Source organism: Neobacillus sp. NPDC093182 (genome assembly GCF_044754045.1).
This window is the reverse complement of the sequence record NZ_JBIVOI010000017.1, coordinates 52,368-79,191: the sequence shown is the minus strand read 5'-3', so window position 1 is coordinate 79,191 and position 26,824 is coordinate 52,368. Positions and strand designations below refer to the sequence as shown.

At 38.4% G+C, this 26,824-nt stretch carries 25 protein-coding genes and 1 pseudogene; 21 read left to right on the top strand and 5 right to left on the bottom strand.

Features of this window, described 5'->3' with window-relative positions; genetic code table 11:
• Nucleotides 1–34: 34 nt before the first annotated feature.
• The 3 genes and pseudogenes from ACIQAA_RS25860 (at nucleotide 35) to ACIQAA_RS25850 (ending at nucleotide 2,734) form a co-directional block, all read left to right on the top strand.
• Nucleotides 35–583 (top strand): glycerol-3-phosphate responsive antiterminator, encoded by a 549-nt coding sequence (locus ACIQAA_RS25860; protein ID WP_402625586.1) that lies wholly within the window; start codon nucleotides 35–37, stop codon nucleotides 581–583.
• A gap of 203 nt (nucleotides 584–786) precedes the next feature.
• Nucleotides 787–2,446 (top strand): annotated as a pseudogene (locus ACIQAA_RS25855) (glycerol-3-phosphate dehydrogenase/oxidase).
• A gap of 135 nt (nucleotides 2,447–2,581) precedes the next feature.
• Entirely contained in the window at nucleotides 2,582–2,734 is a 153-nt protein-coding gene (locus ACIQAA_RS25850; RefSeq protein ID WP_402625584.1) for a hypothetical protein, read from the top strand.
• A 137-nt stretch (nucleotides 2,735–2,871) separates the two neighbouring features.
• On the opposite strand, the gene ACIQAA_RS25845 is transcribed toward ACIQAA_RS25850, so the two are convergent.
• On the bottom strand, nucleotides 2,872–3,642 hold the full coding sequence (locus ACIQAA_RS25845) for an IclR family transcriptional regulator (RefSeq protein WP_402625582.1): 771 nt from the start codon (nucleotides 3,640–3,642) through the stop codon (nucleotides 2,872–2,874).
• Nucleotides 3,643–3,824: 182 nt separating this feature from the next.
• Between ACIQAA_RS25845 and ACIQAA_RS25840 the strand changes: the two genes are divergently transcribed.
• The 7 genes from ACIQAA_RS25840 to ACIQAA_RS25810 all read left to right on the top strand — a co-directional run bounded on the left by ACIQAA_RS25840 (nucleotide 3,825) and on the right by ACIQAA_RS25810 (nucleotide 11,401).
• On the top strand, nucleotides 3,825–4,679 hold the full coding sequence (locus ACIQAA_RS25840; protein ID WP_402625675.1) for a dimethylarginine dimethylaminohydrolase family protein: 855 nt from the start codon (nucleotides 3,825–3,827) through the stop codon (nucleotides 4,677–4,679).
• Nucleotides 4,649–5,458, top strand: coding sequence for a dimethylarginine dimethylaminohydrolase family protein (locus ACIQAA_RS25835; RefSeq protein WP_402625580.1), 810 nt, complete (start codon nucleotides 4,649–4,651; stop codon nucleotides 5,456–5,458). Before ACIQAA_RS25840 ends, ACIQAA_RS25835 begins: the two co-directional genes overlap by 31 nt.
• Before the next feature lie 43 nt (nucleotides 5,459–5,501).
• Nucleotides 5,502–6,911 (top strand): amino acid permease, encoded by a 1,410-nt coding sequence (locus ACIQAA_RS25830; protein ID WP_402625578.1) that lies wholly within the window; start codon nucleotides 5,502–5,504, stop codon nucleotides 6,909–6,911.
• 102 nt (nucleotides 6,912–7,013) lie between these two features.
• Entirely contained in the window at nucleotides 7,014–8,636 is a 1,623-nt protein-coding gene (locus ACIQAA_RS25825) for a M20/M25/M40 family metallo-hydrolase (protein WP_402625575.1), read from the top strand.
• A 120-nt stretch (nucleotides 8,637–8,756) separates the two neighbouring features.
• The gene (locus ACIQAA_RS25820) at nucleotides 8,757–9,401 is read left to right on the top strand and encodes a DNA-3-methyladenine glycosylase (protein ID WP_402625572.1); all 645 of its coding nucleotides are present in this window, start codon (nucleotides 8,757–8,759) and stop codon (nucleotides 9,399–9,401) included.
• 139 nt (nucleotides 9,402–9,540) lie between these two features.
• Nucleotides 9,541–10,944 (top strand): threonine synthase, encoded by a 1,404-nt coding sequence (gene thrC, locus ACIQAA_RS25815; protein ID WP_402625569.1) that lies wholly within the window; start codon nucleotides 9,541–9,543, stop codon nucleotides 10,942–10,944.
• Between the two features lie 115 nt (nucleotides 10,945–11,059).
• Nucleotides 11,060–11,401 (top strand): hypothetical protein, encoded by a 342-nt coding sequence (locus ACIQAA_RS25810; protein WP_402625566.1) that lies wholly within the window; start codon nucleotides 11,060–11,062, stop codon nucleotides 11,399–11,401.
• An 82-nt stretch (nucleotides 11,402–11,483) separates the two neighbouring features.
• On the opposite strand, the gene ACIQAA_RS25805 is transcribed toward ACIQAA_RS25810, so the two are convergent.
• Both ACIQAA_RS25805 and ACIQAA_RS25800 read right to left on the bottom strand, forming a co-directional pair.
• Nucleotides 11,484–11,822, bottom strand: coding sequence for a hypothetical protein (locus ACIQAA_RS25805; protein ID WP_402625563.1), 339 nt, complete (start codon nucleotides 11,820–11,822; stop codon nucleotides 11,484–11,486).
• Nucleotides 11,823–11,875: 53 nt separating this feature from the next.
• Nucleotides 11,876–12,007, bottom strand: a complete 132-nt coding sequence (locus ACIQAA_RS25800) for a hypothetical protein (RefSeq protein WP_402625560.1) — start codon at nucleotides 12,005–12,007, stop codon at nucleotides 11,876–11,878.
• Between the two features lie 197 nt (nucleotides 12,008–12,204).
• Here ACIQAA_RS25800 and ACIQAA_RS25795 point away from each other — a divergent pair, with 197 nt between their 5' ends.
• From ACIQAA_RS25795 to ACIQAA_RS25785, 3 genes are all read left to right on the top strand, one after another.
• On the top strand, nucleotides 12,205–12,714 hold the full coding sequence (locus ACIQAA_RS25795) for an RNA polymerase sigma factor (protein ID WP_402625557.1): 510 nt from the start codon (nucleotides 12,205–12,207) through the stop codon (nucleotides 12,712–12,714).
• A complete protein-coding gene (locus tag ACIQAA_RS25790; RefSeq protein WP_402625554.1) occupies nucleotides 12,701–13,432 on the top strand; it encodes a hypothetical protein in 732 nt (243 codons plus the stop codon). Before ACIQAA_RS25795 ends, ACIQAA_RS25790 begins: the two co-directional genes overlap by 14 nt.
• Nucleotides 13,433–13,518: 86 nt before the next feature.
• The gene (locus ACIQAA_RS25785) at nucleotides 13,519–14,145 is read left to right on the top strand and encodes a fumarylacetoacetate hydrolase family protein (protein ID WP_402625551.1); all 627 of its coding nucleotides are present in this window, start codon (nucleotides 13,519–13,521) and stop codon (nucleotides 14,143–14,145) included.
• Between the two features lie 46 nt (nucleotides 14,146–14,191).
• Here ACIQAA_RS25785 and ligD read toward each other — a convergent pair whose 3' ends face one another.
• A complete protein-coding gene (ligD, locus tag ACIQAA_RS25780; protein WP_402625548.1) occupies nucleotides 14,192–15,091 on the bottom strand; it encodes a non-homologous end-joining DNA ligase in 900 nt (299 codons plus the stop codon).
• 39 nt (nucleotides 15,092–15,130) lie between these two features.
• On the opposite strand from ligD, the gene ACIQAA_RS25775 reads away from it, so the two are divergent.
• The gene (locus ACIQAA_RS25775; protein WP_402625545.1) at nucleotides 15,131–16,114 is read left to right on the top strand and encodes an ATP-dependent DNA ligase; all 984 of its coding nucleotides are present in this window, start codon (nucleotides 15,131–15,133) and stop codon (nucleotides 16,112–16,114) included.
• Between the two features lie 62 nt (nucleotides 16,115–16,176).
• On the opposite strand, the gene ACIQAA_RS25770 is transcribed toward ACIQAA_RS25775, so the two are convergent.
• Nucleotides 16,177–17,121, bottom strand: coding sequence for a YhcN/YlaJ family sporulation lipoprotein (locus ACIQAA_RS25770; RefSeq protein ID WP_402625542.1), 945 nt, complete (start codon nucleotides 17,119–17,121; stop codon nucleotides 16,177–16,179).
• Nucleotides 17,122–17,480: 359 nt separating this feature from the next.
• Here ACIQAA_RS25770 and ACIQAA_RS25765 point away from each other — a divergent pair, with 359 nt between their 5' ends.
• The 7 genes from ACIQAA_RS25765 (at nucleotide 17,481) to ACIQAA_RS25735 (ending at nucleotide 26,808) form a co-directional block, all read left to right on the top strand.
• Nucleotides 17,481–18,035 (top strand): hypothetical protein, encoded by a 555-nt coding sequence (locus ACIQAA_RS25765; protein WP_402625539.1) that lies wholly within the window; start codon nucleotides 17,481–17,483, stop codon nucleotides 18,033–18,035.
• A gap of 190 nt (nucleotides 18,036–18,225) precedes the next feature.
• Nucleotides 18,226–20,184: a peptidoglycan D,D-transpeptidase FtsI family protein gene (locus ACIQAA_RS25760; protein WP_402625536.1), complete on the top strand. Its 1,959-nt coding sequence runs from the start codon at nucleotides 18,226–18,228 to the stop codon at nucleotides 20,182–20,184.
• Between the two features lie 87 nt (nucleotides 20,185–20,271).
• Nucleotides 20,272–21,132 (top strand): NAD-dependent epimerase/dehydratase family protein, encoded by an 861-nt coding sequence (locus tag ACIQAA_RS25755; protein ID WP_402625533.1) that lies wholly within the window; start codon nucleotides 20,272–20,274, stop codon nucleotides 21,130–21,132.
• 137 nt (nucleotides 21,133–21,269) lie between these two features.
• Nucleotides 21,270–22,703, top strand: a complete 1,434-nt coding sequence (gene uxaC / locus ACIQAA_RS25750) for a glucuronate isomerase (RefSeq protein WP_402625530.1) — start codon at nucleotides 21,270–21,272, stop codon at nucleotides 22,701–22,703.
• 74 nt (nucleotides 22,704–22,777) lie between these two features.
• Entirely contained in the window at nucleotides 22,778–23,776 is a 999-nt protein-coding gene (locus ACIQAA_RS25745) for a LacI family DNA-binding transcriptional regulator (RefSeq protein ID WP_402625527.1), read from the top strand.
• Between the two features lie 59 nt (nucleotides 23,777–23,835).
• Nucleotides 23,836–25,299, top strand: a complete 1,464-nt coding sequence (locus ACIQAA_RS25740) for a tagaturonate reductase (protein WP_402625674.1) — start codon at nucleotides 23,836–23,838, stop codon at nucleotides 25,297–25,299.
• Nucleotides 25,300–25,314: 15 nt separating this feature from the next.
• Complete coding sequence (locus ACIQAA_RS25735) at nucleotides 25,315–26,808, top strand: UxaA family hydrolase (protein WP_402625524.1); 1,494 nt, start codon at nucleotides 25,315–25,317, stop codon at nucleotides 26,806–26,808.
• Nucleotides 26,809–26,824: the final 16 nt, after the last annotated feature.

Sequence of the window (26,824 nt, the reverse complement as noted above, 5' to 3'; positions counted from 1 at the left end):
TAAATCAACAATCATACGAATGGAAGGGGCAGTCATGCATAAAATCTTACCGGCTTCGACTTCTTTAAAGGATTTCGAAAAATTCCTAAGAAGTGACTATGAAATAGGATTATTCTTAGATGTTCACATTGCTCAACTAAAGAATATTGCACGGTTGGCTAATCAGCATGGAAAAAAAATGATATACCATTTGGATCTCATCCAAGGTTTGAAAAATGACGAATATGGGACGGAATTTATTTGCCAGGAATACAAGCCTATAGGGATTATTTCAACAAAGTCCAGTGCAATTGCTAAAGCGAAACAAAAGGGCGTTTTAGCCATACAGCGGATGTTTTTATTAGATTCCTATGCTCTTGAAAAAAGTTACTCGATTATTCAAAAAGCAAAACCAGACTATGTTGAAGTACTCCCGGGGGTAATCCCATACATGATACAAGAAATAAAAGATCGAACACATACGAAAATTATTGCAGGAGGGCTTATCCGAACCGTGGAAGATGCCCAAAATGTACTAGATGCAGGGGCGGAGTCCATCACCACTTCCAACAAGGAAATTTGGGAGCATTTTAGCGGCGTATAGTGGCAGTTTGACAGTATTTTCAAAATAATGAATTTTCACCTTTTCTACGATGAAATTATAAGTTATAATAATAGTAAGTTAATATAAGACGGTTCGAGATTTGGAGAGACCAAAACGCCAGTTATAGCATCTGCTATAATGCACGTTTTGGTCTCTTTTTTTTCGGGTTGCTAATTCGATGATTCACATAGGAGGAACCATAAATGAAATTTTCAGCGTTAAAAAGAGAAGAGCAGCTTAACATCATATCGGAAGAACAGTATGACCTGCTTATTATTGGCGGCGGCATCACGGGGGCAGGAATCGCTTTGGATGCCTCCCTTCGAGGAATGAAGGTTGCTCTCATTGACATGCAGGACTTTGCGGCAGGTACGTCAAGCCGTTCAACCAAGCTAGTTCATGGAGGATTACGATACTTAAAGCAATTTCAAGTTGGTTTGGTTGCAGAAGTAGGTAAAGAACGGGCAATCGTCTACGAAAATGGCCCACATGTTACCAAGCCTGAATGGATGCTTCTTCCCCTCCATAAAGGCGGGACATTCGGTCCTTTGAGTACATCTATCGGTTTACGCGTTTACGATTATTTAGCTGGCGTGAAAAAGTCTGAACGCAGACGCATGCTTTCACGGGATGAAACCATTTCGAAAGAACCGCTTATAAAAAAAGAAGAACTCAAGGGTGGAGGGTATTATGTTGAATACCGTACAGATGATGCCCGATTAACCATTGAAGTCATAAAGGCTGCCTACGAAAATGGAGCAAATTTAATAAACTATGTAAAAGCTGAGGAGTTTATTTATCACAATGAAGTGATAATCGGCGTCAAGGCAAAGGATATTCGTACAAACAAGGTAGTAAACATCACTACGAAAAAAGTGGTAAATGCGGGTGGTCCCTGGGTTGAGCATATTCGTAAAAAGGATTACTCAAGGAATAACAAACAGCTCCGTTTGACAAAAGGTGTACATATTGTTATCGATCAGGCTGTCTTCCCGCTGCGCCAAGCCGTATATTTTGACACTCCAGATGGACGGATGGTGTTCGCAATACCCCGTGACGGCAAAACCTATGTAGGAACCACAGATACATTTTTTGGTGAGGACGCGACTCGTCCCAAAATGCTTGAGGAAGACCGTGAATATATATTGAATGCCATACATTTTATGTTTCCGGAGGTAAAGGTTACACACAAAGACATAGAATCGAGCTGGGCAGGCGTCCGCCCATTAATATACGAAGAAGGAAAGGACCCTTCTGAGATATCACGTAAAGATGAAATATGGGAAGGAGAAAGCGGACTCATTACAATTGCGGGAGGCAAATTGACCGGATACCGGAAGATGGCAGAGTCAGTCGTGGACCTTATTTCAAAACGCCTTGGGGAAAATGGGCAATTTTTTAAAGAATCAAAAACAAAAACATATCCTATTTCAGGCGGCAAAGTCGGAGGTTCTAAAGGGTTTCACGAATATATTTCCCTTAAAGAACAAGAAGCAATGGAGGCAGGATTCACCAAGGAAGAAGGTCCAAATGTACGGTTCAAATGTGAATGAAATTTTCCATTACGCTAAAACATTCGAGGTGTTAGAAAACACAAAATTAACGAAAATCGTTTATGCGCAACTAATGTACTCCATTGAGCATGAAATGGCAGCAACACCTGCGGATTTCTTCATTCGCCGTACAGGTGCCCTATTTTTCAATATCAACTGGGTCCGTACTTGGAAGGATGAGGTACTGTCATTTATGGAGAAAAAATTTAATTGGAATAAGAAACAGACAGCTTTTTATAAAGAGGAGCTCGAAATAGAGCTAAAAGATGCCGTCATACCTGTCAATTTGCAACAAAACAAAGCCATTTGAGGGAGCTGATGCTCTCTCTTTTTTGCTTTTTAAAAACGAGTATTAGATTTAACTATATATGTGAACTAAGTGTGATTATTATACTAAGATAAACTTGAAATTATTGGTTACATTAATATTTGGAGGTGATTGTAAATGGCAGATAACAAAAAGAACAGTCGTTCATCAGAGGCTGAAATACGTGCTAATCAAGCGGAAACGTCTCGACACCAAGCTGGGTCTTCAGGCAAATATGGAACGGAATTCGCTAGTGTGGATAACAAAGTAACTAGAAAAATTGAACCATAGAAAAAAAGGCACCCGCATATGGGTGCTTTGCCAAGTCTGTGGCGAATTAAAAATATTAGTGTTAAGTTGGGCTGCCAATTACCTGCCGTATACTTAAAAGATTCACTCCAAGTGATGAGTTTTCACTTTGGCTTTATTTATATTTCCTTAATGTTTTTTTTCGTATGGATATAAAGTTTATTGCCTAGTTTTGCTGATATGCGCAAGCCGTATTGGAGAACTTTTTCAATTAATAACTGTTTTTTTTCATCTGTTTGGTTGATGTCAACGTAACCAATACTTAATGCTCCTATTAATTCGTTGGAGTGATTGAATATGGGAGCTGCGACAGAGGAGGTGCCTTTGGTTTTTTCTCCGTGGCTTTCTCCAAAACCTGTTTGCTGAATGGTGTTTAGCTGTTGTAAAAACGAATCCATTTCTTCTTTCGGTACTAACTCACTTATGATTTTTAAAGCCTCGTCCCTATTCATATGGGCCAGCATGACTTTATTCGCAGCCCCGATATTCATTGGGATTCTAATTCCCAACTGGTCATAAATCCGGATTGGATTATGCGGGCAATCAATTCTTTCGACCACTAAAGCTTCCAAGCCAATAGGCTTACTGAAATAAACACTCTCCTCCACTTGATGCATTAATGACTCCATTTCAGGGCGGATCAGCCCGACAAAATCAAAGGTATCATACATTTTTAAGCCATATTCCAGCCAGGAATACCCCATTGAATAGAGTTTTAGATTCGGATCCTGCTGAATTAATCCATGTTTGATCATGGATTGTAGAAGACGATGCATGGTGCTTACAGGCAAGTCACACTCCTTTGATAAATCTGTAATCGAGAACCAATTTTTAGTATCGCTTTGCGCTAGAACTTTAATTACTTGCATAGCTCGGTCAATTGTCTGCAATTTATTCAACCCCAATCATTATGTTTATCAACTACGTATAGAAAGGAATAATTAATTTTTCAGTAAATTCAAAATTCATTGACAAGTATTTCTAATTTTAATAATATCATATTATAAGTTTCCATTAAAAGAAAAAGTTTTCCACTATACGGAAAAGGAGGTAAAAAAACTTGTTATCATCGATGTTCAAAAATCTTAACAAGGTGATTTTAAAACATCCAAAGGATGCTTTTATCAGTCAAGAGCATTTAGGGAATGAATGGAAAAGGTTTAACTACATTAATGAACCGAATTTCATTAAGGCACAAGATGAATTTGAACAGTTTCATTCGATTATTAAGGAACATGTGGCTGAAATTGAATTTTTACCAGCTTTAGAGATTGTTGGATTAGACTCGCTTTATGCCCACGATCCCGTAAAATTTACGAAACATGGGGCAATTATTTTAAAATCTGGGAAAAAATTAAGACAACCAGAGGCTGAGGCTTATAAACAATTTTTACTAGAAAAGAAAATTCCTATAATAGGCGAACTAACAGGGGACGCGATGGCGGATGGAGGAGACATTGTCTGGCTCGATGATCGTACGTTATTGATTGGCCGCGGTTATCGGACGAATGACGAGGCCATTAGACAAATCCAGGAAATGACAAAAGAGTTGGTAGACGAGTTCATTGTTGTTCAATTGCCTCACGACCAGGGGGAAGAAGAATGTCTTCATCTCATGTCAATTATTAGTATCGTCGACGAGAACCTGGCAGTGGTTTATTCAAGGCTTATGCCGGTATTTCTTCGGCAGCTGTTAATTAAGCGAGGTTTTCAATTAATAGAAGTACCCGATGACGAGTATCACCGTCTTGGCTGCAATGTTCTTGCGTTAGCACCAAGAGTCTGCGTAATGGTTTCAGGGAACCCATCAACAAAGGAGCAATTACTTGAAGCCGGCGCAACTGTTTATGAATATGAGGGAAATGAAATTTCTTATTTAGGAACGGGGGGACCAACATGTCTAACATGTCCAGTAGTGAGAGGGTAAAAAAGCAGAATAATGTGATGTTTAACAATACAATTGTAAAAATCCCAAGTGAAAGCTATGTTAATGGCTTAACCACTTCTGACTTAGGAAGACCTAACTTCGAACTAGCATTAGAACAACACCAGGCCTATATAGAGGCGTTGAAAAAATGCGGAACAACGGTAACGATCCTTCCTAGTAATATAGAATTTCCGGATTCTACTTTCGTGGAAGATACAGCGGTATTGACACCTAATTTCGCTGTGATTTCGAATCCTGGGGCACTTTCCCGCAATGGAGAGATCCATGAAATGGAACCTATACTCAAGTCTTTCTATGAAACTATTTATACTATTATGGCTCCAGGAACTCTTGATGGAGGAGATATCCTGCAGATTGAGGACCATTTTTATATAGGAATTTCAGCCAGAACTAACCATGATGGTGCGATGCAATTAAAAACTATCCTTGAATTGGAAGGTTACAAAGGAACAATTGTTGAGTTAGATAAATTCTTTCATTTAAAAACAGGTATAGCTTATTTAGGAAATCAAACGATTGTAGTCGCAGGAGAATTTATTAATCATCCGGAGTTTATCCAATATCAAAAAATAGTTGTTCCACCTGAAGAGGAATACGCTGCAAATTGTATCCGTGTGAATGACTATGTCATCATCCCTGCAGGTTATCCAATAACAAAACAAAAAATTAATACGGCCGGCTTCCACACTATTGAACTTGAAATGTCTGAATTCCGTAAACAGGATGGCGGATTAAGCTGCTTGTCACTACGCTTTTAATTAAAAAAGGGTTAAAGCTATTTTAAGAGGGGTGGGAGAGGGAATGGAAACAATGAATCAGGTAAGTCAGGAAAATCAATTAAATCGTTCCATGAAGCGCAGGCATTTATTTATGCTTTCATTAGGGGGAGTTATTGGAACGGGATTGTTTTTAAATGCCGGTTATACAATTAATCAATCAGGTGCCGGCGGTGCTCTAGTCGGTTATCTGTTTGGCGGTATCATTTTGTACCTGGTTATGGTCTGCCTAGGAGAGCTCGCTGTCTATATGCCTGTAACAGGTTCTTTTCAAACGTATGCCAGTAAATTCATTAGTCCTTCTGCCGGGTTTTCTTTAGGATGGATGTATTTTATCGGGTCCGCTACTACAGCTGGTGTTGAATTTACCGCGGCAGGTATTCTGATGCAGAGGTGGTTCCCAGATGTTTCCGTCTGGGTATGGTGTGCGTTGTTTATATTGTTGTTATTCGGGATTAATGCTTTAACAACAAGAGGTTTCGCCGAGGCAGAATACTGGTTTGCGGGTATTAAGGTAATTGCTGTCATCTTTTTTATCATTATAGGTGCTGGAGCCATTTTTGGTATTATTCCTCTTGAAGACAGACCTGCTCCACTATTAGAAAATCTAGCTCCATCTGGTTTATTCCCGGCTGGGATTGCTATTCTTTTTGTCACGATGATGAATGTGATCTTTTCCTATCAAGGATCTGAATTAATCGGGATTGCTGCCGGAGAGAGCGAGGAACCTTCTAAGAATATCCCTCGTGCCATTCGCAACGTGTTATTTAGGATCATTGTCTTTTATTTGGCCTCTATAATTATCTTATCAGCAATTTTTCCAACCGAGGAACTCGGTTTACTAGAAAGTCCATTCGTTACTTTAATGGAATTGGCTGGAATTCCATTTGCACCAGATATAATGAACTTTGTGATTCTGACAGCGATATTATCTGTAGGGAACTCTTGCATCTACGCGTCGACCCGTCTTTTGTGGGCTATGGCTCATGAGGGGATGGCACCGAAACGGTTTGGGAAACTTTCCAAACGAAAGGTCCCATTTACAGCTTTAATCTTTACGATGGTATTCTCCCTATTATCACTATTGACAAGCGTTATTGCCGCAGATACAGTATTCGTTCTCTTGATGTCTGTTGCCGGAATATCTGTAACCATTTCCTGGATTGGTATTGCTCTGTCGCAGTTAATGTTCCGGCGTAAATATTTGCAGGGCGGTGGGAAATTAGAGGACTTACAATATAAAGTCCCATTATATCCTTTAATCCCGTTGGTATGTATCGTTTTTTGCGTGTCTATTCTTATATTCCTAGCCTTTGACCCAACCCAATTAATAGGGCTACTGATTGGACTAGGATTCCTAGTAATTTGCTATCTATCCTACTACATCAAAAACAAACAAACTAAAGCAAACTCAGAAACGAATATCAAAGGATAATATGGGTGACAAATATGGGTGACAGCCACCACCCGTGGACACTTCCACCCCTCAGGCGGACACGCATTTAGGGAATATTTGATTGGTAAAGGGGAAAGGATTATGGAACATCTTAGGTGGGGAACACCGGATAGGCTGCGGAGTTTATTGTGTGAATTGGTAAGTTGGAAAAGTATGACGTTAACCGAAGGTGAGCGAGAGTTTCCAGGCAAGGTTCAGGCGAAACTTCAGGAGCTAGAGTATTTTCAAGAAAATCCCGGCCATTTGGGCCTGTTTGAGGCTGATTTGGGTAGACGGTTCTTGACCGGGTTGTATAAGTGTGATGCAAAGGAAACGATTGTATTACTCAGTCATTTTGATACGGTAAACACGGAAGAGTATGGGGACCTTGAGGAATATGCCTATCAGCCAGAAGTATTGACGAAATTACTATTAAATAGAATTGATGAACTTCATGAGGATGCCCAAAATGACCTTCTATCTGGTGAATATTTATTTGGCCGGGGTACAATGGACATGAAGATGGGGCTGGCCATGCACATGGGATTATTAGAAAAAGCCTCAGTAGAGAAATGGCCAATTAATCTTCTTTTGCTAACAGTCCCCGATGAAGAGGTTAATTCTTCGGGTATGCGTGCAGCGGTTACGAAACTACTTGAATTAAAAGACCAACATAATCTCAGCTTTAAACTTTTCCTGAATGGAGAGCCGGTATTTTCACAAGAACCTGGTGATAGAAGTTTTTATGTGTATTCTGGGTCCATTGGGAAAATTATGCCCTCATCGCTCTTTTATGGAAAAGAAACACATGTTGGCGAACCCCTTAGTGGCATTACTGCACCATATATTGCTTCATTTTTGACTCAGAGGATGGAGTGGAATTTAAGTCTTCAAGAAAAGGTGAAGGGAGAAACAACACCACTTCCCGTTACCCTTCTGCAAAAAGATTTACGATTGGAATACTCTGTTCAAACACCTTATCGTTCTGCAGCATTATATAATGTGTTTTTAATGAAACGGACTGCAGACGAAATCATGGAGATTTTTGAAAAGGTTGCCAACGATGCTGCAGAAGCTTGCAATCAGGCGTATAAAGAGGTTTGTTTGAAGCACTCTGTGAAGCCAGTTGGGGAAGTACGTGTTTTGCGTTATGAGGATCTACAAACACATGTAATCAAGAAATTCGGATTGAATTTTTTGGAGGAAATAAAGGACCAAGTTCAGGCAAATCCTAGTTGGGATGACCGTGAAAAATCAATACGAATAGCAGACAGTCTGATGATTGAATGTCAGGAGCTTGCTCCAGCAATCGTCTTACTCTATGCACCACCTTATTATCCGGCGGTTAATTCATCAGATGATGACATCGTTAAAAGATGTGTGCAATTTGTTAGGGAGATAGGTCAAGAAAAATTTAATTTACCTGTTAAACAGGTTCATTATTTTAATGGAATCAGTGACTTAAGTTATGTTAACTATCATGATGAAGGGGAAGGGTGGACTGCATTTAAAGAAAATACACCAGTTTGGGGAAGCAGTTACTGTATACCTTTTGATGCTATGACCCAGCTTCGTGCACCTGTCCTAAATGTCGGTCCGTTTGGAAAGGATGCCCATAAACGAACAGAAAGGCTTCATATTGTTAGTGCCTTTGAAGAAGTTCCGACTCTGGTTGAGGAAATGATAAAAATGATGATAAATAGTATATGCCAATCTGTTCATTGAATTAAAAGAGGTGCCTTCCGGACAGGAAGGTGCCTTTTAGTACTTTTAGTCTAAAACATTTTTAATTATCTATAATGTGGGGAAAACAATAAGAACATCATTTGAATGGAGGCAACTGTCATGGATGAATTGCCAAAAGAAATCGTTCCTCTATCCCAAGAATTTTTTGAACAGCCTACTCTAGAACTGTCAAAGGCATTACTCGGGTGCCTCCTTGTAAAAGAAACTGATCAGGGAATGACCTCAGGGTATATAGTAGAAACAGAGGCATATATCGGTCCAATTGACAGAGCTGCCCATAGTTACAATAACAGGCGAACGGGTAGAACGGAGGTTATGTTCCATCGTTCGGGAATTGCCTATACCTATCAAATGCATACCCACTGCCTGTTCAATGTGGTCAGTGGAGGTGAGGAAAAACCTGAAGCCGTTTTGGTCCGTGCCATCGAACCTCGTAATGGTATCGAACTTATGAAAATTAGGAGGGGGATGGAAGATCCGACAAACCTGACAAATGGCCCTGGAAAACTGACAAAATCAATGTCTATTACAATGGAGGACTATGGTCGCCCACTTATACTTCCACCTATATATATAGCTAAAGGTATTAGTCCGGAAAGCATCTCAGTAGGGAAAAGGATTGGAATAGACAACTCGGGTGAAGCCAAGGATTATCCATGGCGTTTCTGGATTACTAATAATAAATTTGTTTCAAGACATCAAAAATCTGAATATGAAATAAAAATCAAAAATGTTAATAATTAATGAAAATTCAAACAATAATTTCTAGACTATTCACTCAATTGTGTTAAAATGAAACTTATATTTTAGCACTTTAAAAGGATACAATCCCACATTTCAAAACTGAGGAAAATTAAACTTTTAATAGATACTGGAGGCAGCTATGAACTTTGTTAGTACACGCGGCAATGTAAGTAAAATTGGTTTTATCGACACAGTCTTAATGGGACTGGCTAATGATGGTGGATTATTAGTACCGGAGAAAATCCCGCAAATTCCTGTAGAAAAGTTAGACGCAATGTCTAAGTTAACGTATCAAGAATTAGCATACGAAATCTTTTCCTATTATGTTGATGGTGAAATTCCAGACAATGAATTGAACGAATTAATCGAGAAAAGCTATGCAACCTTCCGCCATCCGGAGGTTACACCTGTTCAGAAGCTGAAGGATAATATGTATGTTTTAGAATTATTCCACGGTCCGACCTTTGCTTTTAAAGATATTGCGCTTCAATTCTTAGGAAATTTATATTCTTATGTATCCAAGAAAACAGGGGAGTCGATTCATATTCTTGGTGCTACTTCAGGGGATACGGGCGCATCGGCGATTGAAGGTGTGAGAGGAAAAGAAGGCATTCGCATTTGCATTTTGCACCCACATGGCAAAGTAAGTAAGGTACAAGAATTACAAATGACAACTGTTGACGATAAAAGTGTTTTGAATTTAGCCATTAAAGGAACGTTTGATGATGGTCAAAGAATCATCAAGGAATTGTTCGCAGATGTGGATTTTAAAAATAAATATCATATGCGTGCGATTAATTCGATTAACTTTGTGCGGATCATGGCGCAAACGGTTTATTATTTCTATGCGTATTTCCAAGTGAAAAAAGAAACGGATGTAAAGACGATCAACTTTAGTGTTCCGACAGGTAATTTTGGAGATATCTTTGCTGGTTATCTTGCCAAGAAAATGGGACTTCCGGTTGGGAAACTTATCGTTGCTACCAACGAAAATAATATTTTAGAAGATTTTATCCATGAGGGAGTGTACAAGCCCGGTGAATTCCGCAGCACATACAGCCCTTCGATGGATATCCAGGTAGCTAGTAATTTTGAACGCTATCTTTATTATTTGCTTAAAGAAAATCCAAAGGCCGTGTCGGACTTGATGGAAAAATTCAAGTCAGAAGGGAAAATTGTTGTAAGTGACGAGCTGCTCCATAAAGTGCAAGAGGATTTTGCAGCACATGGAGTTAAAGGGGAAGAATGCTTGCAAACGATTAGCAAGTACAATACAGAAACCAGTTATTTACTTGACCCCCATACTGCATGTGGGGTAGCGGCATACGAAAATTGTAATAAACCTGGTGAGATTTGTGTCACATTATCAACTGCACATCCGGCAAAGTTTAATGAATCCATTGAACGTTGTCAGATCCAGCAGACATTCCCTAAACAAATCAGTCAATTGTTTGATAAACCACAGCATTTGGAAGTTGTTGAAGCTGATAAAGGTGAAATAGTACGCCATTTAGAAAAGCTTTTTAGTTTTACGACAAAATAAAACCAAAAATTGTGCACCCTCCGGACAGGAGGGTGCCTTTTTACATTTTTAGAACATAGAATATGCTGTCTAATTTTGGATAAAGTAAAACTAAAAGAGTAAAAGAGGTGTTTGTTTGAAATTTTTGGTCATAGGTGCAATTATTTTTGGTGCTATTGTTTTTTCCTTACTGCCAATTTTATCAGCATATTTTTTTCAACCGACTTTAAAAGACAGCATTAAATTTAATGTATATTTTCTGCCTCTTTCTTTTATTGGAAACATTGTCCTATCATGGGGTTTCATTCAAGGAAGCAAACTATTTGGCAATACGGTAATGCTAGGTGGTCTTCAAACTGGTGTCTATGCAGTAGTTGTTACATTTTTATCTATTTTGTTTTTACAGCAGAAGATTTCCGTTTATTCCATTTTTGGTCTTGTTCTCATTGCAATAGGTACGATCTTTTTAAATAAATAAGTGAAATTGAAATCACTCTTAGGTGATTTCATGAATTAGTTCAGGAGCCTGATAGACTGCACCTAATAGGATGCCTTCCGCCTCAAACAAACTTTCTTGGTGTATATTCGGTAAGCCAGGCAGGTAGTGGTCTTCGCTTGTTTGGATTAGAGTCACAATCCATTTTCTCACGTCCTTTCCTCATCCATTCCTGTAAGCTGGCAGGAAAATAATTTTCTTCAAAGTGGAATACAGCAATATCACCAATCACAGGAGGAAAGGGACTTTTCCGAATGTGGTTTTTCAGTTTCGTTAACACTTTCTCATAATCCATCTCTGTACAAAATTGGAACCATTGCTGAACCGTTTCGTTTTTAAATATACAATTGGGATAAACGGATTCAATGAGTATTAAAAGTTCGACTACCTCTTCCTTGGTCATTGGATTTCCTCCTGTAATGCAATTTTTCCTATCTGTATTAAACCTTTACCCGATCAGACAGATTCTTTTTCAGTTTTTGTCTGCTGTTCTGTGCTCTTCTCCGCTTCTAGTTTTGTCCCAATAACCTTTTCGCGATACGATTGGATGCTAATTTTCCTGTTTGGACCTTCATAGATGGTACTCATCAAAAATTTACTCTAACAAAGGGTGCTCCGTTTTCACAGATCCGCTTCAAATTCACTTACCCCATCCTATTAAGTTGTGCTGTTAACCAATAAAGAATAAAACTTAAATATTATTTGTATTAGGTGACATAAATGCTGCACTGATTCGACTAATTTATGAGTATAAAAATTGTAGGGAAAATGGAGTTGACCAGCGGATGAATAGCAACATAATTTCGGAATGGTTTTACTTGTACAATAAAGATATATACCATTATTTAGTTTATTACCTCGGGTCAAGTGATGTTGAGGATTTGGTGCAGGAAGTTTTTATCCGAGCCATAAAAGGTTTTGATACTTTTCAGCAAAAAGCAAGTCCTAAAACCTGGCTTTTTTCAATTGCGCGCCATTTGGGGATAGATGAAATGAGAAAAAGGAATCGTTTGAGAATGAAGCAAATGAATTGGTTTCGGGATGAGCAATCGAATAAGGAAACACCGGAGAATATTCTCCAACTCAATGAAAATAACAAATTACTTTATCAAGCAATCCAATCACTAAAAGTAAATTATCGTGATGTAGTCATCCTTAGAGGGATAAAAGAACTCTCTGTATCTGAAACAGCCTCGGTATTAAATTGGAATGAAAACAAGGTTCGAACAACCTATCATCGTGCGTTAAAGACTCTACAAAAAAGCATAGGAGGATTTTCTCATGAAAAAGAATGAGAAATTTTATGATTTAGAGCAGAAAATTCGATCATTACCAAAACCTGATTATGATAAAAAGTTTACGAAGGAAACACAAGATATCATCCATGAAAACCTAATACAATTGGCCAGTTCATATGATAAAAAGAAAAAGAGAACTGTAATCATGAAAAAGATTTCATTAGGTTTAGCGAGTATTGCTGCCTTTGTGTTATTCGCCATTCTTATAATCCCGGCAATAGGTCTTGATTCAAATCAACAAGGGCAGCAAGGTAAAGGGGAACCTACTGTAGATAATAACAATGATAAAGAGGGTATAGATCAGAATGAACCTGAAGAAAACCATTATGATAATACAGAATATGGATTTACCTTTACGTTACCCGATACTTGGGAGGGCTATCAGATTGTATCGGATTCTTGGGAAGGTATAGCTACTGATCAACAACAAACGGAAAATGGTCAAATCCTTTTAATAAGACATCCTGAATGGACGGAGGAAAAACCAAGACAAGATATTCCGATTATGATTTTTACTTTGAGACAATGGTCCTCACTTGAAAAGGGTGAATTTCATATTGGTGCAGCACCGATTGGTCCAACATTGCTTGGCCAAAATAATGAATATGTTTTCGCACTTCCAGCTAGATATAACTTCGCATTTCTAGAGGGCTATGAAGAAGTGGAAAACATTTTAGAAAACAACCCGCTTCAACCTAAAAATGTAGTGAAGTAGATTCGTTCACATACCTATTTTACTAAACTCAGCTTTAGCCAGATTATGTTAATATGATAATACTAACTTGGAAAAGAGGAACTGTCTTGAATAAAGTAAAAAACATTTATTGCGTTGGCAGAAACTACGCAGCACATGCAAAAGAATTACAAAATGAAGTTCCTTATTCTCCCATGCTTTTTTCCAAACCTACTCATGCTCTTATAGAAGCTGAAGGTCAGGAAGTTAAACTCCCTGGCAATCGTGGATCTATTCATTTTGAAACGGAAATTGTCATCAGAATCGGTAAACCTTTTGAACAGGGAATAAAAGTAGAAGAAATAGTAGATAGCATGGCAATTGGCATTGATTTCACACTTAGGGATGTCCAGAGTGAGCTAAAGAAAAAAGGACATCCATGGCTGTTAGCAAAAGGTTTCCCGAACTCAGCGCTTGTAAGCAAATTTATTCCCTTTCCAGGGATAGAGGAAATGAAGAAGATCGACTTCTCTCTTCTAAAAAACGGTGAGATGGTGCAGCTAGGTAATATCAAAAATATGATTTTTGATTTACAGACCATTATCGATTTCACCGCCCTAAACTTTGGATTAGGAGAAGGGGATTTAATCTTTACGGGAACCCCTGAAGGTGTCGGCCCTGTCAATGATAACGATCATCTTACATTACTTTGGGGAAATTCCATTCTTGGTGAATGTTTTATCAAATTTGAATAAATCGTTGAACAGGCACTTTGGAATTCCTAGGGCCTGTTTTTCATTTCTAATCTTTATTTTTTTCAATGAAATTAAGAATATCATCTAATGACTGATTGAGTTTTTCTGTTGTGACGGTATTAAACAAATCTCCCATTTCTTGTATCCTTTTCTTCATGTTTAAAATTGTGAAGTCTGTCGGCTTAATGCCCGCCTCTACCTCTTCCCAAGTTAGAGGAGTTGCTACGGTTGGTTCTGATTTGGCTCTAGCCGAGTAAACCACTGGCATCGTTCGTCCTCGCCATAGCTGCAAGTAATCAAAATAAAGTTTATTTCCTCTCTTTGAAACGACACGTTCAAGGGTTATGTGCTGCGACATTTGCTCAGCAAAATACTGAGCAACAAAGGTATTGATCTTTCTTGTTTGTTCAAATGTATAATTGGGCTGAATCGGAACAAATACTTGCATGCCTGAAGAACCTGATGTACGAGGGACCGAGGCTAGACCAAGTGATTCCAGAAGGTGCTTCAACTTAATTGCTACCTCTAACACAAGATCAAAGCTATTATCCTCGGGAGGATCTAAATCGAATACCATTTCCAGCGGGTAATCGGTTTTATCGTGACGATCAAATGGAACATGAAATTCAATCGCACCATAGTTTGCGGCCCAGACTAAGGTGGCCCGATCATTTAACAAGATTCGCTCCTTCTCTTTATAGAAAGTATGGCTGACCCATTCTGGCGCAGTCTGAGGAACAGATCTTTTTTCAATTTTCTTGCCATATATTCCGTGAGGATAAACCCAAATCATTAATAATCGTTCTTTGGCATGCTGGATTAGATAAGATGAGACATCTAGCAAATACTGAATATAGTCCATTTTTGTAATGCCTTGATTTTCCCAAATAAGTTTCTCAGGGTTTGTAATTTTAATAAGATGGCCATCAACCTCTATTTCTCCCACACGTAAAACCTCCTGTTCTACTCTATATTTTAAGTGGTTATGGTTAAAACTATGTATTATTTAACAATGGTGGTGATCAAGCTGGAACCGATATTTGCAATGGAGCCTGTTAGCAGTGATACTATTCCGATAGAGGAGGGATGGATTGCACAAGTGAAATGGGACGGTGTTAGAATTCTTACCTATTCTGATCATCAAGAAGTACGGCTTTATAATCGAAAAAAGAATGAACGAACCTTTCATTTTCCAGAAATTATACCCATTCATGAATACTGTTCCAGTACTTCCGTGATTTTAGATGGAGAAGTCATTGCTTTAGGGGAAGATGGAAGGCCATCCTTTCAGCAAGTAATGAGACGAGATGGTTTGCGGAATTTAGAACGCATAAAACTGGCTGCAGAATCTGTTCCGATTATATATATGATTTTCGACGTGCTTTATTTGGATGGCGAGTGGATTCATAACAAGCCGTTTCATGAAAGAAATCAAATACTTGGTGATATCATCACTCCTAATGAACATATTCAGCTAGTTCCCTCTATGACTGAGGCTGAAGCCTTATTTCAGGCTATTAAGGAACAAGGTATGGAAGGGATTATAATGAAAAGGACCAGTTCGCCGTATTCAATAGGAAAAAAGCGGGATGACTGGCTCAAAGTAAAAAATTATCGTGATATCATCGCTGTCATCGGAGGTTTTACATTGGGGCATGATACCGTAAACTCCATCCTGCTCGGCATGTATGATAATCAAGGAAACCTAAATTACGTGGGCCATACAGGGACTGGTAAAATGACGGTCGGTGACTGGAAAGATTTAACGAAAGAATTAAGGGAATTGGTGACAGACCAACATCCTTTTAACAAGACACCTCCACGCCATGCGCATGCCACCTGGGTACGGCCGATAAAAACGGTTAAGATAAAATTCGCTGAGTGGACGGAAGGTGGGGCCATGAGGCAGCCAAGTATTGAAGGATTTATTGAGGTTCCGCCTCACGAATGTTTGCTGGAAAGAACCTAATATTTTTAATTGAAACGGGAAAACTGTCGATTCGTAAATTCGACAGTTTTTCCCATTGATTATTAATCAAAGAACCTTCCGACAGTATCAGTAAAATCATCCCAGATACCATCTCTGTTTCGTCCATTTTGAATATCATTCGTATAGGTGTTCATTTGGTTGTAGAAATCGTTATCGTATGAAACATAAACTTTGTGAATTTTTTTATCAGCTGCCCTAACTTGGTCAGCAATTCTTTGCTCAAGACGAGTGGATACTTCTTTATAGTTGGTACCGCCTGTTCCATTGTTACCATTCATATTGGTACCAGTATTAGCCGTATTACCTGTATTTGTTCCTGTTCCACCCGTACCATTATTGCCGGTGTTTGTGTTGGTTCCAGTTATTCGATCCGTCCCAGCGCCAGTATTGTTTCCGGTTATTGCGCCAGCCCCAGTATTCAAGTTGTGATTTGTAGTGCCGGTAATCCCAGAGTTAGTGTAGTTTCCAGTAATCCCGGTGTTCCCAGCGTTTGTGTTATTTCCGGTGGTCCCGTTGTTGCCAGCGTTTGTGTTGGTTCCGGTAATCCCATTATTACCAGCATTTGTGTTGTTTCCAGTAATTCCGTTATTACCAGTATTTTGGGTATTCCCAGCATTATTGCCGTTTCCACCCCTGTTATTCGTTGTACCTGTCCCCGTGCCGGCACGATCCCCAGTAGTACCTTGCTGATTGTTTAATCGGACAGCCACATATGCATCGTTATTACGGATGATAACTTGTGCTTGGTCTACTTCTCCTAAACGTTCTACACTGTTTGATGCGCGAGTGGAAACTTTTAAATTTTGGTTCGAAACATTTCTACCGGTAATCCCATTGTTATCATTGTTTCTAACGTTGTTTCTAACGTTATTTACCCCTAAGTTGCCACCGTTGTTATCGCCGCCTGCATTTTGATTATCTCCGGCACAACCAGTTAAACCGATGAGAGTAGAGGTTAAAACGAAAGTAATCAAGCCTTTTTTCAAGTTTGTCAACTCCTCAAAAAATTATCTTACACATATATCGTGGCTTATCTAAGTGGAACTATTCGGGAGGAGAGATGACAAAAAATAGGTATAAAGGAAAATCCATATGGGTTCAATTTTTTAGTAAGTTTTACAGGTTTAGTTATTCAGTATATTACTCATCCTCAAATAGATAATATAACTATTAATGAAATGAGTGTGTTAGGACGAGAACTATCATTATCTACGTTACCAATTCAAGATTTTTCCTGACTCTGTAAAATAGTTACAAATTTTAACAGTATGTTCATAATTTGGTAACAATCCTTGGACATCCTATCATCTGTAATACCCAAACTATGGTAGGAGGAATATACTAGATGAGAAAGATGTACATGTCTTTAATTTGTGCCATTGCGTTATTGTTTGGGCTTTTCGGTTCAGTCCAGACCTACGCAGCAACAGTGGAAAAATCAGAAGTCCATGGTCGTGGTCATTTCAAGCATGATCCTGAGTTTATTAAAAAGAAGGCAGAATCACTGGGGATCGACAGCAATGGTAAAGACCTTGAAGCTTTAGCGAAGGAAGTATGGGAAACCGAAATTAAAAAAGATGCAAAAGAGTTGGGAATCGCGACTGAAGGCAAAGATTTACATGGTCTAGCTAGAGAGATCCATGAAACCCAAATTAAAAAAGATGCCAAAGAGCTGGGCATTTCTACTGATAATAAGGATTTTCACACCATAGCCCACGAAGTCCGGGAAAAAAGGATATTCCAAGCGGCGGAGAAGTTGGGAATAGAAACAAAAAATAAATCTGCTGACGAACTTTTTAAAGAAATTATCACAAACCATGCAGATAAAGCAAAGGAACTAAATCTTTTTCCTCGTAAAGGTGGAAAGCTACATTTCTTTGACAAGTCAAAAGAACATTAATTCGAGAAAAATAGGGTAGCAGCGGCTATCCTATTTTTCTTTTTTTAAAATGCTCCGTCAAAAAATAGACGCTAAAGGTTCTAAGTCTATTACAGTATTATTAATATTTTTTTCATATCTTGGCGGTATCATGGATTTAACAGAGAAGGGTAAACTAATTCCTTTTTATAAGTAAAAGGGAGGAGAAAGAATGATAGAGAAAAATCCAAACAAACTACTTAGCTCTCGGTTACGTATTCTATTTATTATTGTCATTTTACTATTTTCCATATTGATTATTCGCTTGGGCAAAATACAAATTGTTCAAGGAGAAGAATATAGAGCGGAGAGTCAAAAATCTACAAAAACCGTCTATTCTTGGAACACCCCCCGTGGGAAAATTTATGATCGGAACGGAAATGTGTTAGTTGAAAACGAACCTATTTATACGTTAACCTACACAAATCCTTCAAACGAAGATTCCCAGCAGGACAAACTAGAGCTAGCCAAGACGTTAGCTGGAATCATTACTATGACAACAGAAAAAGTAACAGAGCGGGATAAAAAAGATTACTGGATTTTAACGAGAAGGCAGGAAGCTTATGCAAAATTAATGGGCGAAGAACAAAAGAACTTAGATGATAATGAAGAATATCAACTTATTTTAGAGCGAATTACGGAACAAGAATTAGCAAGTATACCACCTGATGAAATGGAAGTCCTGGCGATTAAAAGAGAAATGGATGTAGACTCATCTTCAGCAAATCGAATCAAATCTGGATTAACAATCGAAGAAATGGCCATTGTGAATGAGCGTTTAGAGGAACTTCCAGGAGTAGAGGTGAAAATTGATTCCAAACGTAAATACGTTTATGGTGACACCCTCCGCCAGTTATTTGGCAATATAGGAGAAATTCCCGTAGAAGAAGCAAAATCGTACAAAAGTGATGGATATGCATTGAGTGATTTGGTTGGAACCAGCTTTCTTGAACAACAATACGAAGAAGTACTGCGTGGAACAAAAGAAAAACAAACGTATGTTGAAGATATAACAGGGAAGATCTCTGACGTAAAGGTAACTGCAGGGGAACCCGGAAAAGATGTGGTTTTGACCATTGATTTAAAGCTTCAACAAGAGGTGGAAAAAATCATTGAAGAAGAATTAAAAAAGGACGAGAGTGCTCAAAGTGCGTACGTGGTAATGAGCAATCCTGCTACAGGTGAAATATTAGCAATTGCTGGGAAAAAGGAAACTGATAATCAATTATCAGATGAATTATATGGCGCATTTTATAACTCTTATGCCATGGGGTCAGCTGTAAAAGGAGCAACGGTGTTAACTGGATATGAAACAGGTGTAATCTCACCTGGGGATACATTCGTCGATTCTCCCATTAAAATTAGTGGAACTCCGGTAAAAAAATCTTATACCAATATGGGGACGATCAATGATTTAACCGCACTTGAACGGTCATCTAATGTTTATATGTTTCATATTGCGATGAAAATCGGAGATTATGATTATGCTAGGAAATTAGGTTTTAAAAATCCCGAAAAGGCGTATGAGATGATGAGAAAGTACTTTGGTCAATTTGGCCTCGGAGTAAAAACAGAAATTGACTTACCTGATGAAGCAACAGGTTATAATGGCGGGGTACAAAAATTAGGGAACTTAATGGATTTCTCCATTGGCCAATTTGATACGTACACTCCTCTTCAACTGCTTCAATATGTATCAACCATTGCCAATGACGGCAAGCGAGTTCAGCCGCATTTCATGAAGGAAGTACGAGAACCAAGTAATAAAAATGGTAAATCTGGAGAAGTTATTGAAGAATTTCAAACCAACGTTTTAAATACAGTAGATATGGACCGCGCCTATATCGAGCGGGTTCAGAATGGATTTCATCTCGTCATGAACGGAAATCAGGGAACCGCAGCATCTGCCTTCAAGGGTGCCGTCTATGATCCTGCCGGAAAAACGGGTACAGCTCAAGTTTCTGATGGAAATGGCGGCTACAACTATAATTTAACCTTAGTCGGGTATGCTCCATATGAAAATCCGGAGGTTGCCATTTCAGTAGTGGTTCCAAATGCTGAGAATGACAGTAGTGCTATAAATAAGTCAATTGGAAGAAAGATTCTTGATTATTATTTTCAAAATAAGTAAAAGAATCAAAGAGCTGCTCCGAATATAGAGCAGCTCTCCACGTGTTAAATTTACCAGTTTATTTTCACAAAAGGGATATCTTTTTTCATGAAAGGTAATTTTAATAAAGGAATAAAAGAGCTTAACCTTAAAAACTACTCATTTCCAGATAATAGAATTAACTTTAATGGAGGAAAAGGAATGAAAAAAAAAGTAACTATTATAGGCGGAGCAGGGACAATTGGAACGATTTTATACAAAGGACTCCGTGCCAAATATGATATAGTTACCCTCGATAAGAATGTTACTGAACAGTCAGCGGAGTTTGTAAAGGTGGACGCAACGAATTTTGACACCCTGTTACACAGCATTCCAAAAGATTCTGATGCCCTTATTAATTTACTCACCATAAAAACTGAAAATGATTTAAAGGATGTACAGGACTTTCATAACATGACCAATATCCATTTTGTATCTTCTTTTTATGTGTTGCACGCAGCAATTACATTAGGAATTCCCAAAGTAGTTTATGCAAGCAGCAATCATACAACAGATTACTATGAGAATAACGGGTTTTCATCTTTAGGGAGAGAAATCAATACCAGTGATTTTCCTCATTCTTGCGGGCTCTACGGGGTATTAAAATTTGCCTCTGAAAATATTGGGCAATTATTGGCCCGTTATTCAGATAATCTTGCAATTATCAATTTACGGATTGGAAGTGTTCATCCTGATGAACAAAAAGCAGTAAAAGAAGATAACCGTCTTTACAGAACTATATTATCCCATAAAGATACAGTACAGCTTTTTGATTTGGCACTTCAATCAACTGTTAAGTACGGAACATATTATGGTGTTTCTGATAATCCCGGTAAACCATGGTCTACTGAAAGTGCTTTTAAAGAACTGGGCTATGTTTCACAAGAAAATTCAGTGGAAATATTAAAAAGAGGAAACCCCTTTATGTAGGCAGTCTGAGTATAAAAGGAGAATCACAACATAAAATGTTAACGTTAACAATTTTATTTACATTATTTCAATGAGCTGTTAGACTTTAATTACAAAAAGATTGTTAACGTTAACAAAACCAAAACAGGTGGTGCAAAATGAAAAAATTTATAGATGAAAATTTTTTGCTGAAAAATAAAACCGCTATCTCCTTATTCCATGATTACGCAAAAGATATGCCAATTATTGATTACCATTGTCATTTAAGTCCGAAAGAAATCTATGAAAATAAGAAATTTAAAAATATTACGGAAGCCTGGTTGTATGGTGATCATTATAAATGGAGAGCAATGAGAGCAAATGGAATTTCAGAAGAATATATAACCGGCAATGCAAGTGACTATGAGAAGTTCCTTGCATGGGCAAGGACAGTACCGATGACAATAGGTAATCCGTTATACAATTGGACGCATTTAGAATTACAGCGGTTCTTCGGTATCTATGATTTATTAAATGAACAAAGTGCAGCAGTAATTTGGGAGAAAGTAAATAGCAAACTAAACGAAGATAGCTTTCGTGTAAGGAATTTGATTAAAAAATCAAACGTCAAAGTAGTTTGTACAACTGATGACCCTGTTGATAGTCTTGAATACCATCTCAAGTTAAGAGAAGAAAATGACTATTCAGTAAGTGTTGTACCAGGTTTCAGACCTGATAAAGGATTAGAAATAAATCGAGAAGGCTTCATTGATTGGGTGGCTAAGCTTGGAGAAGCTGCAGAAATTGATATAAACAATTATGAAGATTACCTTGCTGCACTTGAATCACGAGTTCATTTTTTCCATGCGGCAGGCTGCCGAGTGTCGGATCATGCTTTAGATTCTATGGTGTATGAAGAGGCGTTCTTTGAAGAAGTGGCTGAAATTTTTGCTAAAAGAACTTCCGGCAGCGTGATTTCTATTGAGGCAGAAAAGAAGTTCAAAACGTTTACGTTAATTTATCTTGGCAAGCTATATGCAGAGTTGGACTGGGCGATGCAGTTTCATATCAATGCTCACCGTAACAATAATAGCAGAATGTTTAAGATTCTTGGTCCTGACACCGGTTATGATTCTATTAACGACGGGCAGATTGCAAAGCCGTTAGTAAAAATTCTGGACTCTTTAGACCAGGAAAACAAGCTTCCCAAGACCATCATTTATTCTTTGAATCCAGGCGATAATGTGGTAATCGCAAGTATCATTAATAGCTTTCAAGACGGCAAGACTCCAGGGAAAATACAATTCGGGACAGCATGGTGGTTTAACGATACAAAGGAAGGAATGCTCGAGCAGATGAAGGCATTGTCTTCTGTAGGTCTTTTTAGCCGTTTCATCGGAATGCTTACCGACTCAAGGAGTTTCCTATCTTATACAAGACATGAATATTTCCGGAGACTGGTTTGTAATTTAATTGGAGAATGGGTTGAAAACGGTGAGGTTCCCAATGATATGGTGTTACTCGGAAATATTGTTCAGGGAATATCCTATAACAATGCCAAAAATTATTTTGATTTTCAGGAAGCAATAGTCGAACATATCTTTAATAATTAGTGGATGAAAGCTGGCGGGGCAGGGCAGATAAGGTATAATGAACGAAAAAGAGAATACAAAAGGAAGGTCAGACAATGGTTACGATAAAAGATATTGCTAAATTGGCCAACGTATCCCATACAACTGTTTCTAGGGCACTGAATAACAGCCCTCTTATCAAAGAGCCCACAAGGAGAAAAATCCTTGAAATTGCTTCCCAGCTAAATTATACACCAAATTATAATGCCAAAAGTCTGGTTATGCAGAAGTCGCATACGCTTGGTTTATTCTTAACCAGCATCAGCAAGGGGACTTCCGCTAGCTTTCTTGCTGATACAATAAAAGGTGTAAATAGTGTCATCAGCCAAGAATATAACCTATTTATTCGTGGTATCGATGATTATCAGGATTTTTCGAGTATTAATCCGCAAAGATTTGACGGAATTATAGTGATGAGCCAAAGCGTTCGAGACCATTCCTTTATCTATCATGTCTTGCAAAAGGAAATTCCTCTTGTTGTCCTGAACAGAGAAATAGAAGAAGATTATATCATCAATATACTTTCTAACGATACAGAGGGTTCAAGTCAAGCGGTACAGTATTTGATCGATTGCGGACATACAGATATTGCAGTCATTGAAGGAATTCCAACCTTTAAATCTACACAAATGCGTAAGGACGGTTATCTTACTGCGCTGATTGAAAATGGTATTTCGATTCAACCAGAGTACTCCGTGAACGGAAATTATGATATGGAAAGCGGTTATCGGGGAATGGGTAAATTACTTTCTTTGAAAAAACCTCCGACAGCCGTTTTTTGTTCTAATGACGATATGGCCATTGGTGCAATGAATGCCGTGTTTGCTAGTGGATTGAATGTCCCGAATGACATATCCATTATTGGATTTGATGACATTGGTTTTGCCCAATATACAACACCCAAGCTAACAACGGTAAAACGGCCGGTAGAAGAAATCAGTGTATTAGGTGCGGAGAAAATCCTTTCACTCGTAACAGGTAAAGAAGAAAGAGCCGCAAAAGTTTTTGCCAACACAGAATTAATCATAAGAGATTCTGTTAAGAAGAGAGGTTAATTTTACCTTTCTTTTGAACAAAAATGTTAACGTGTGCATTTTAGGGAGGGGAAAGATTGGTGCAAAGACTAAATAATAATATTCATCAGAAATATACCTCATATCCAGAGAAGGTGCTCCAGTTCGGGGAAGGAAATTTTTTAAGAGGGTTTATTGATTGGCAATTCCAGGTTCTTAATGAGAAGACGGATTTCAATGGAAGTGTGGTGGTTGTCCAGCCGCGAAGTAATAACAAGATTGAAAGGCTAAATAAACAGGATGGACTGTTCACCCTTTATTTACAGGGCATAAAAGAAGGACAATTAGTAAATCAGCATCAAGTGATTGAGTCAATTAGTCGAGGTATTAATCTATTTACCGATTATCCGGAATATATCAAACTTGCGGGGACAGAGGATCTCCGGTTTATTGTTTCAAATACGACAGAAGCTGGAATTGTGTTTGATCCAACAGATCAATTCGAGGATCGTCCACAGAAGAGCTTTCCAGGGAAGCTGACTGCGTTCCTCTATCACCGTTTCAAGGCTTTTGCAGGTGATGAAAAGCGGGGATGTATTATTATTCCATGTGAACTAATTGAAAGAAACGGGGAAAAGCTGAGGGAAATCGTATTGCAATTTGCAAGTTTTTGGAACCTTGAGAATGAATTTATTGAATGGGTAAAGAAAGCCAATACCTTTTGTTCAAGCCTTGTCGACCGAATCGTACCGGGATTTCCAACCGATTCATATAAGGAAAAAACCGAACAGCTTGGATATGAGGATGAATTGATGGTGGTAGGGGAGCAGTATCACCTTTGGGTCATTGAGGGACCGGAATGGATAAAAAATGAGCTGAAAGTGGAAGGAACAGGGTTAAACACGCTGATTGTCGATGATTTAACTCCTTACAGGGTACGAAAAGTCCGAATTTTAAACGGCGCACATACAGCGATGACTCCGGTTGCCTTCTTATATGGTTTAAGTACGGTAGAAGAAAGTATAAATAATGAAGAAGTCGGCATGTTTATCAAAGAAATGATCGCAGAGGAAATCATCCCAACTTTAGGGGGGAGTAAGACAGAGCTGGCAAGCTATGCAAATGATGTGATTAGCCGGTTTGCTAATCCATATATCAAGCACTATTTAATGAGTATTGCCTTAAACTCTATTTCTAAATTTCAGACAAGGAATTTGCCGTCCTTATTAGATTATGTTGAAAAATATAACAGCCTGCCGGAACGAATGGTCTTTTCACTAAGCTGCCTGCTTTATTTTTTTCGGGGAATAAGAGGAAATGATGTAATAGAACTACAAGATGATCCAGAAATTGTTCAATTCTTTAACACTCATTGGGAAAAATTTGAGCAGCAAGAACTTACCATGTCAGAACTCGTGAACATCATCCTGGCGGAACGAAGGTTATGGGGGATAGATTTGACCTCTATTCCAAATTTAGAATGTACCGTCAGTACCAACCTCCTTACAATCTATCAAAGGGGAGTTAAGGAAGCTCTTAAAGAATTGTTTGAAACATCCATTTAGTAGGGGGCCGCTAAAATGAAGGATTTTCTTCAAATTACTGACAACGATAATATTATTTTAGCTCTGAGAAACTTTAAGAAAAATGAAACGATTCATCTTAATGGCAAGGATATTCAAATAAAAGCAGATATCAGCCGTGGCCATAAAATAGCCATAAAAGATATTTACGTCAATGATCATATTATTAAATACGGCTATCCAATCGGCCATGCACTGGGTATGATTACACCAGGTGAACATGTTCATACCCATAACACCAAAACGAATCTTTCAGGAACGCAGGAATACCAATATGTTTTTAAGGAATCTCAGAATCTATATAAAAATGAAAATCGAACATTCCAGGGATATCGTCGGGACGATGGTAAGGTTGGGGTTCGGAATGAATTTTGGATTGTACCTACAGTAGGCTGTGTGAACGGAATTGCCGAGAAAATTATCAAGCGGTTTGAGCGTCATGTTGGCGACATTAGCCCGTTTGACAATGTCCTTGTCTTAAAGCATAACTACGGATGTTCCCAGTTAGGTGATGACCATGAAAACACAAAGCAAATACTGATAAATGCAGTAAAGCACCCCAATGCTGGAGGTGTTCTTGTTTTAGGTCTAGGCTGTGAGAATAATGAGCTGCCAGAGTTTAAAAAGGCATTGGGTGACGTGAATGAGGAGAGAGTGAAATTTTTGATCTCCCAAAATGTTACCGATGAAGTCGAGGAAGGTTTTAAACTGGTAATGGAAATCTATGAAAATGCTAAAAATGACAAAAGAGAATCCGTTCCTCTTTCAGAATTGAAAATTGGTTTAAAATGCGGTGGTTCCGATGGTTTTTCTGGCATAACTGCCAATCCGCTTCTAGGTAAATTCTCAGATTATTTAATTGCACAAGGTGGCACCACCGTCCTCACTGAAGTCCCGGAAATGTTTGGAGCGGAAACGATATTAATGGAACGTGCTGCAGATGAACAGGTTTTTGAAAAGATTGTGGATCTGATTAATGACTTCAAGGAATATTTTTTGCGTCATAATCAACCTGTTTATGAAAACCCTTCTCCAGGGAACAAATCTGGAGGGATAACGACACTAGAAGACAAATCCCTCGGGTGCACACAGAAAGCGGGAACGAGCACCATTGTTGATGTCTTAAAATATGGCGGTACACTTAAAACAAAAGGGTTGAACCTCTTAAGTGCCCCAGGCAATGATCTCATTGCATCTACTGCACTTGCGGCAGCCGGCTGCCAGATGGTTTTGTTTACGACAGGTCGGGGAACACCATTCGGAACATTTGTTCCAACGATGAAAATTTCAACTAACACACAAATCTTTGAAACAAAACCACACTGGATTGACTTTAATGCTGGAACCCTATTGGATGATGGGGTACTCCCAGAACAAGTGTTGATTGATTTTACGGATTATATTGTTCAAGTTGCAAGTGGCGAATTTGTCAATAATGAGAAAAATGACTTTAGAGAGATTTCAATTTTTAAGAGTGGAGTTACGCTATAATTAGAGACTTATATAA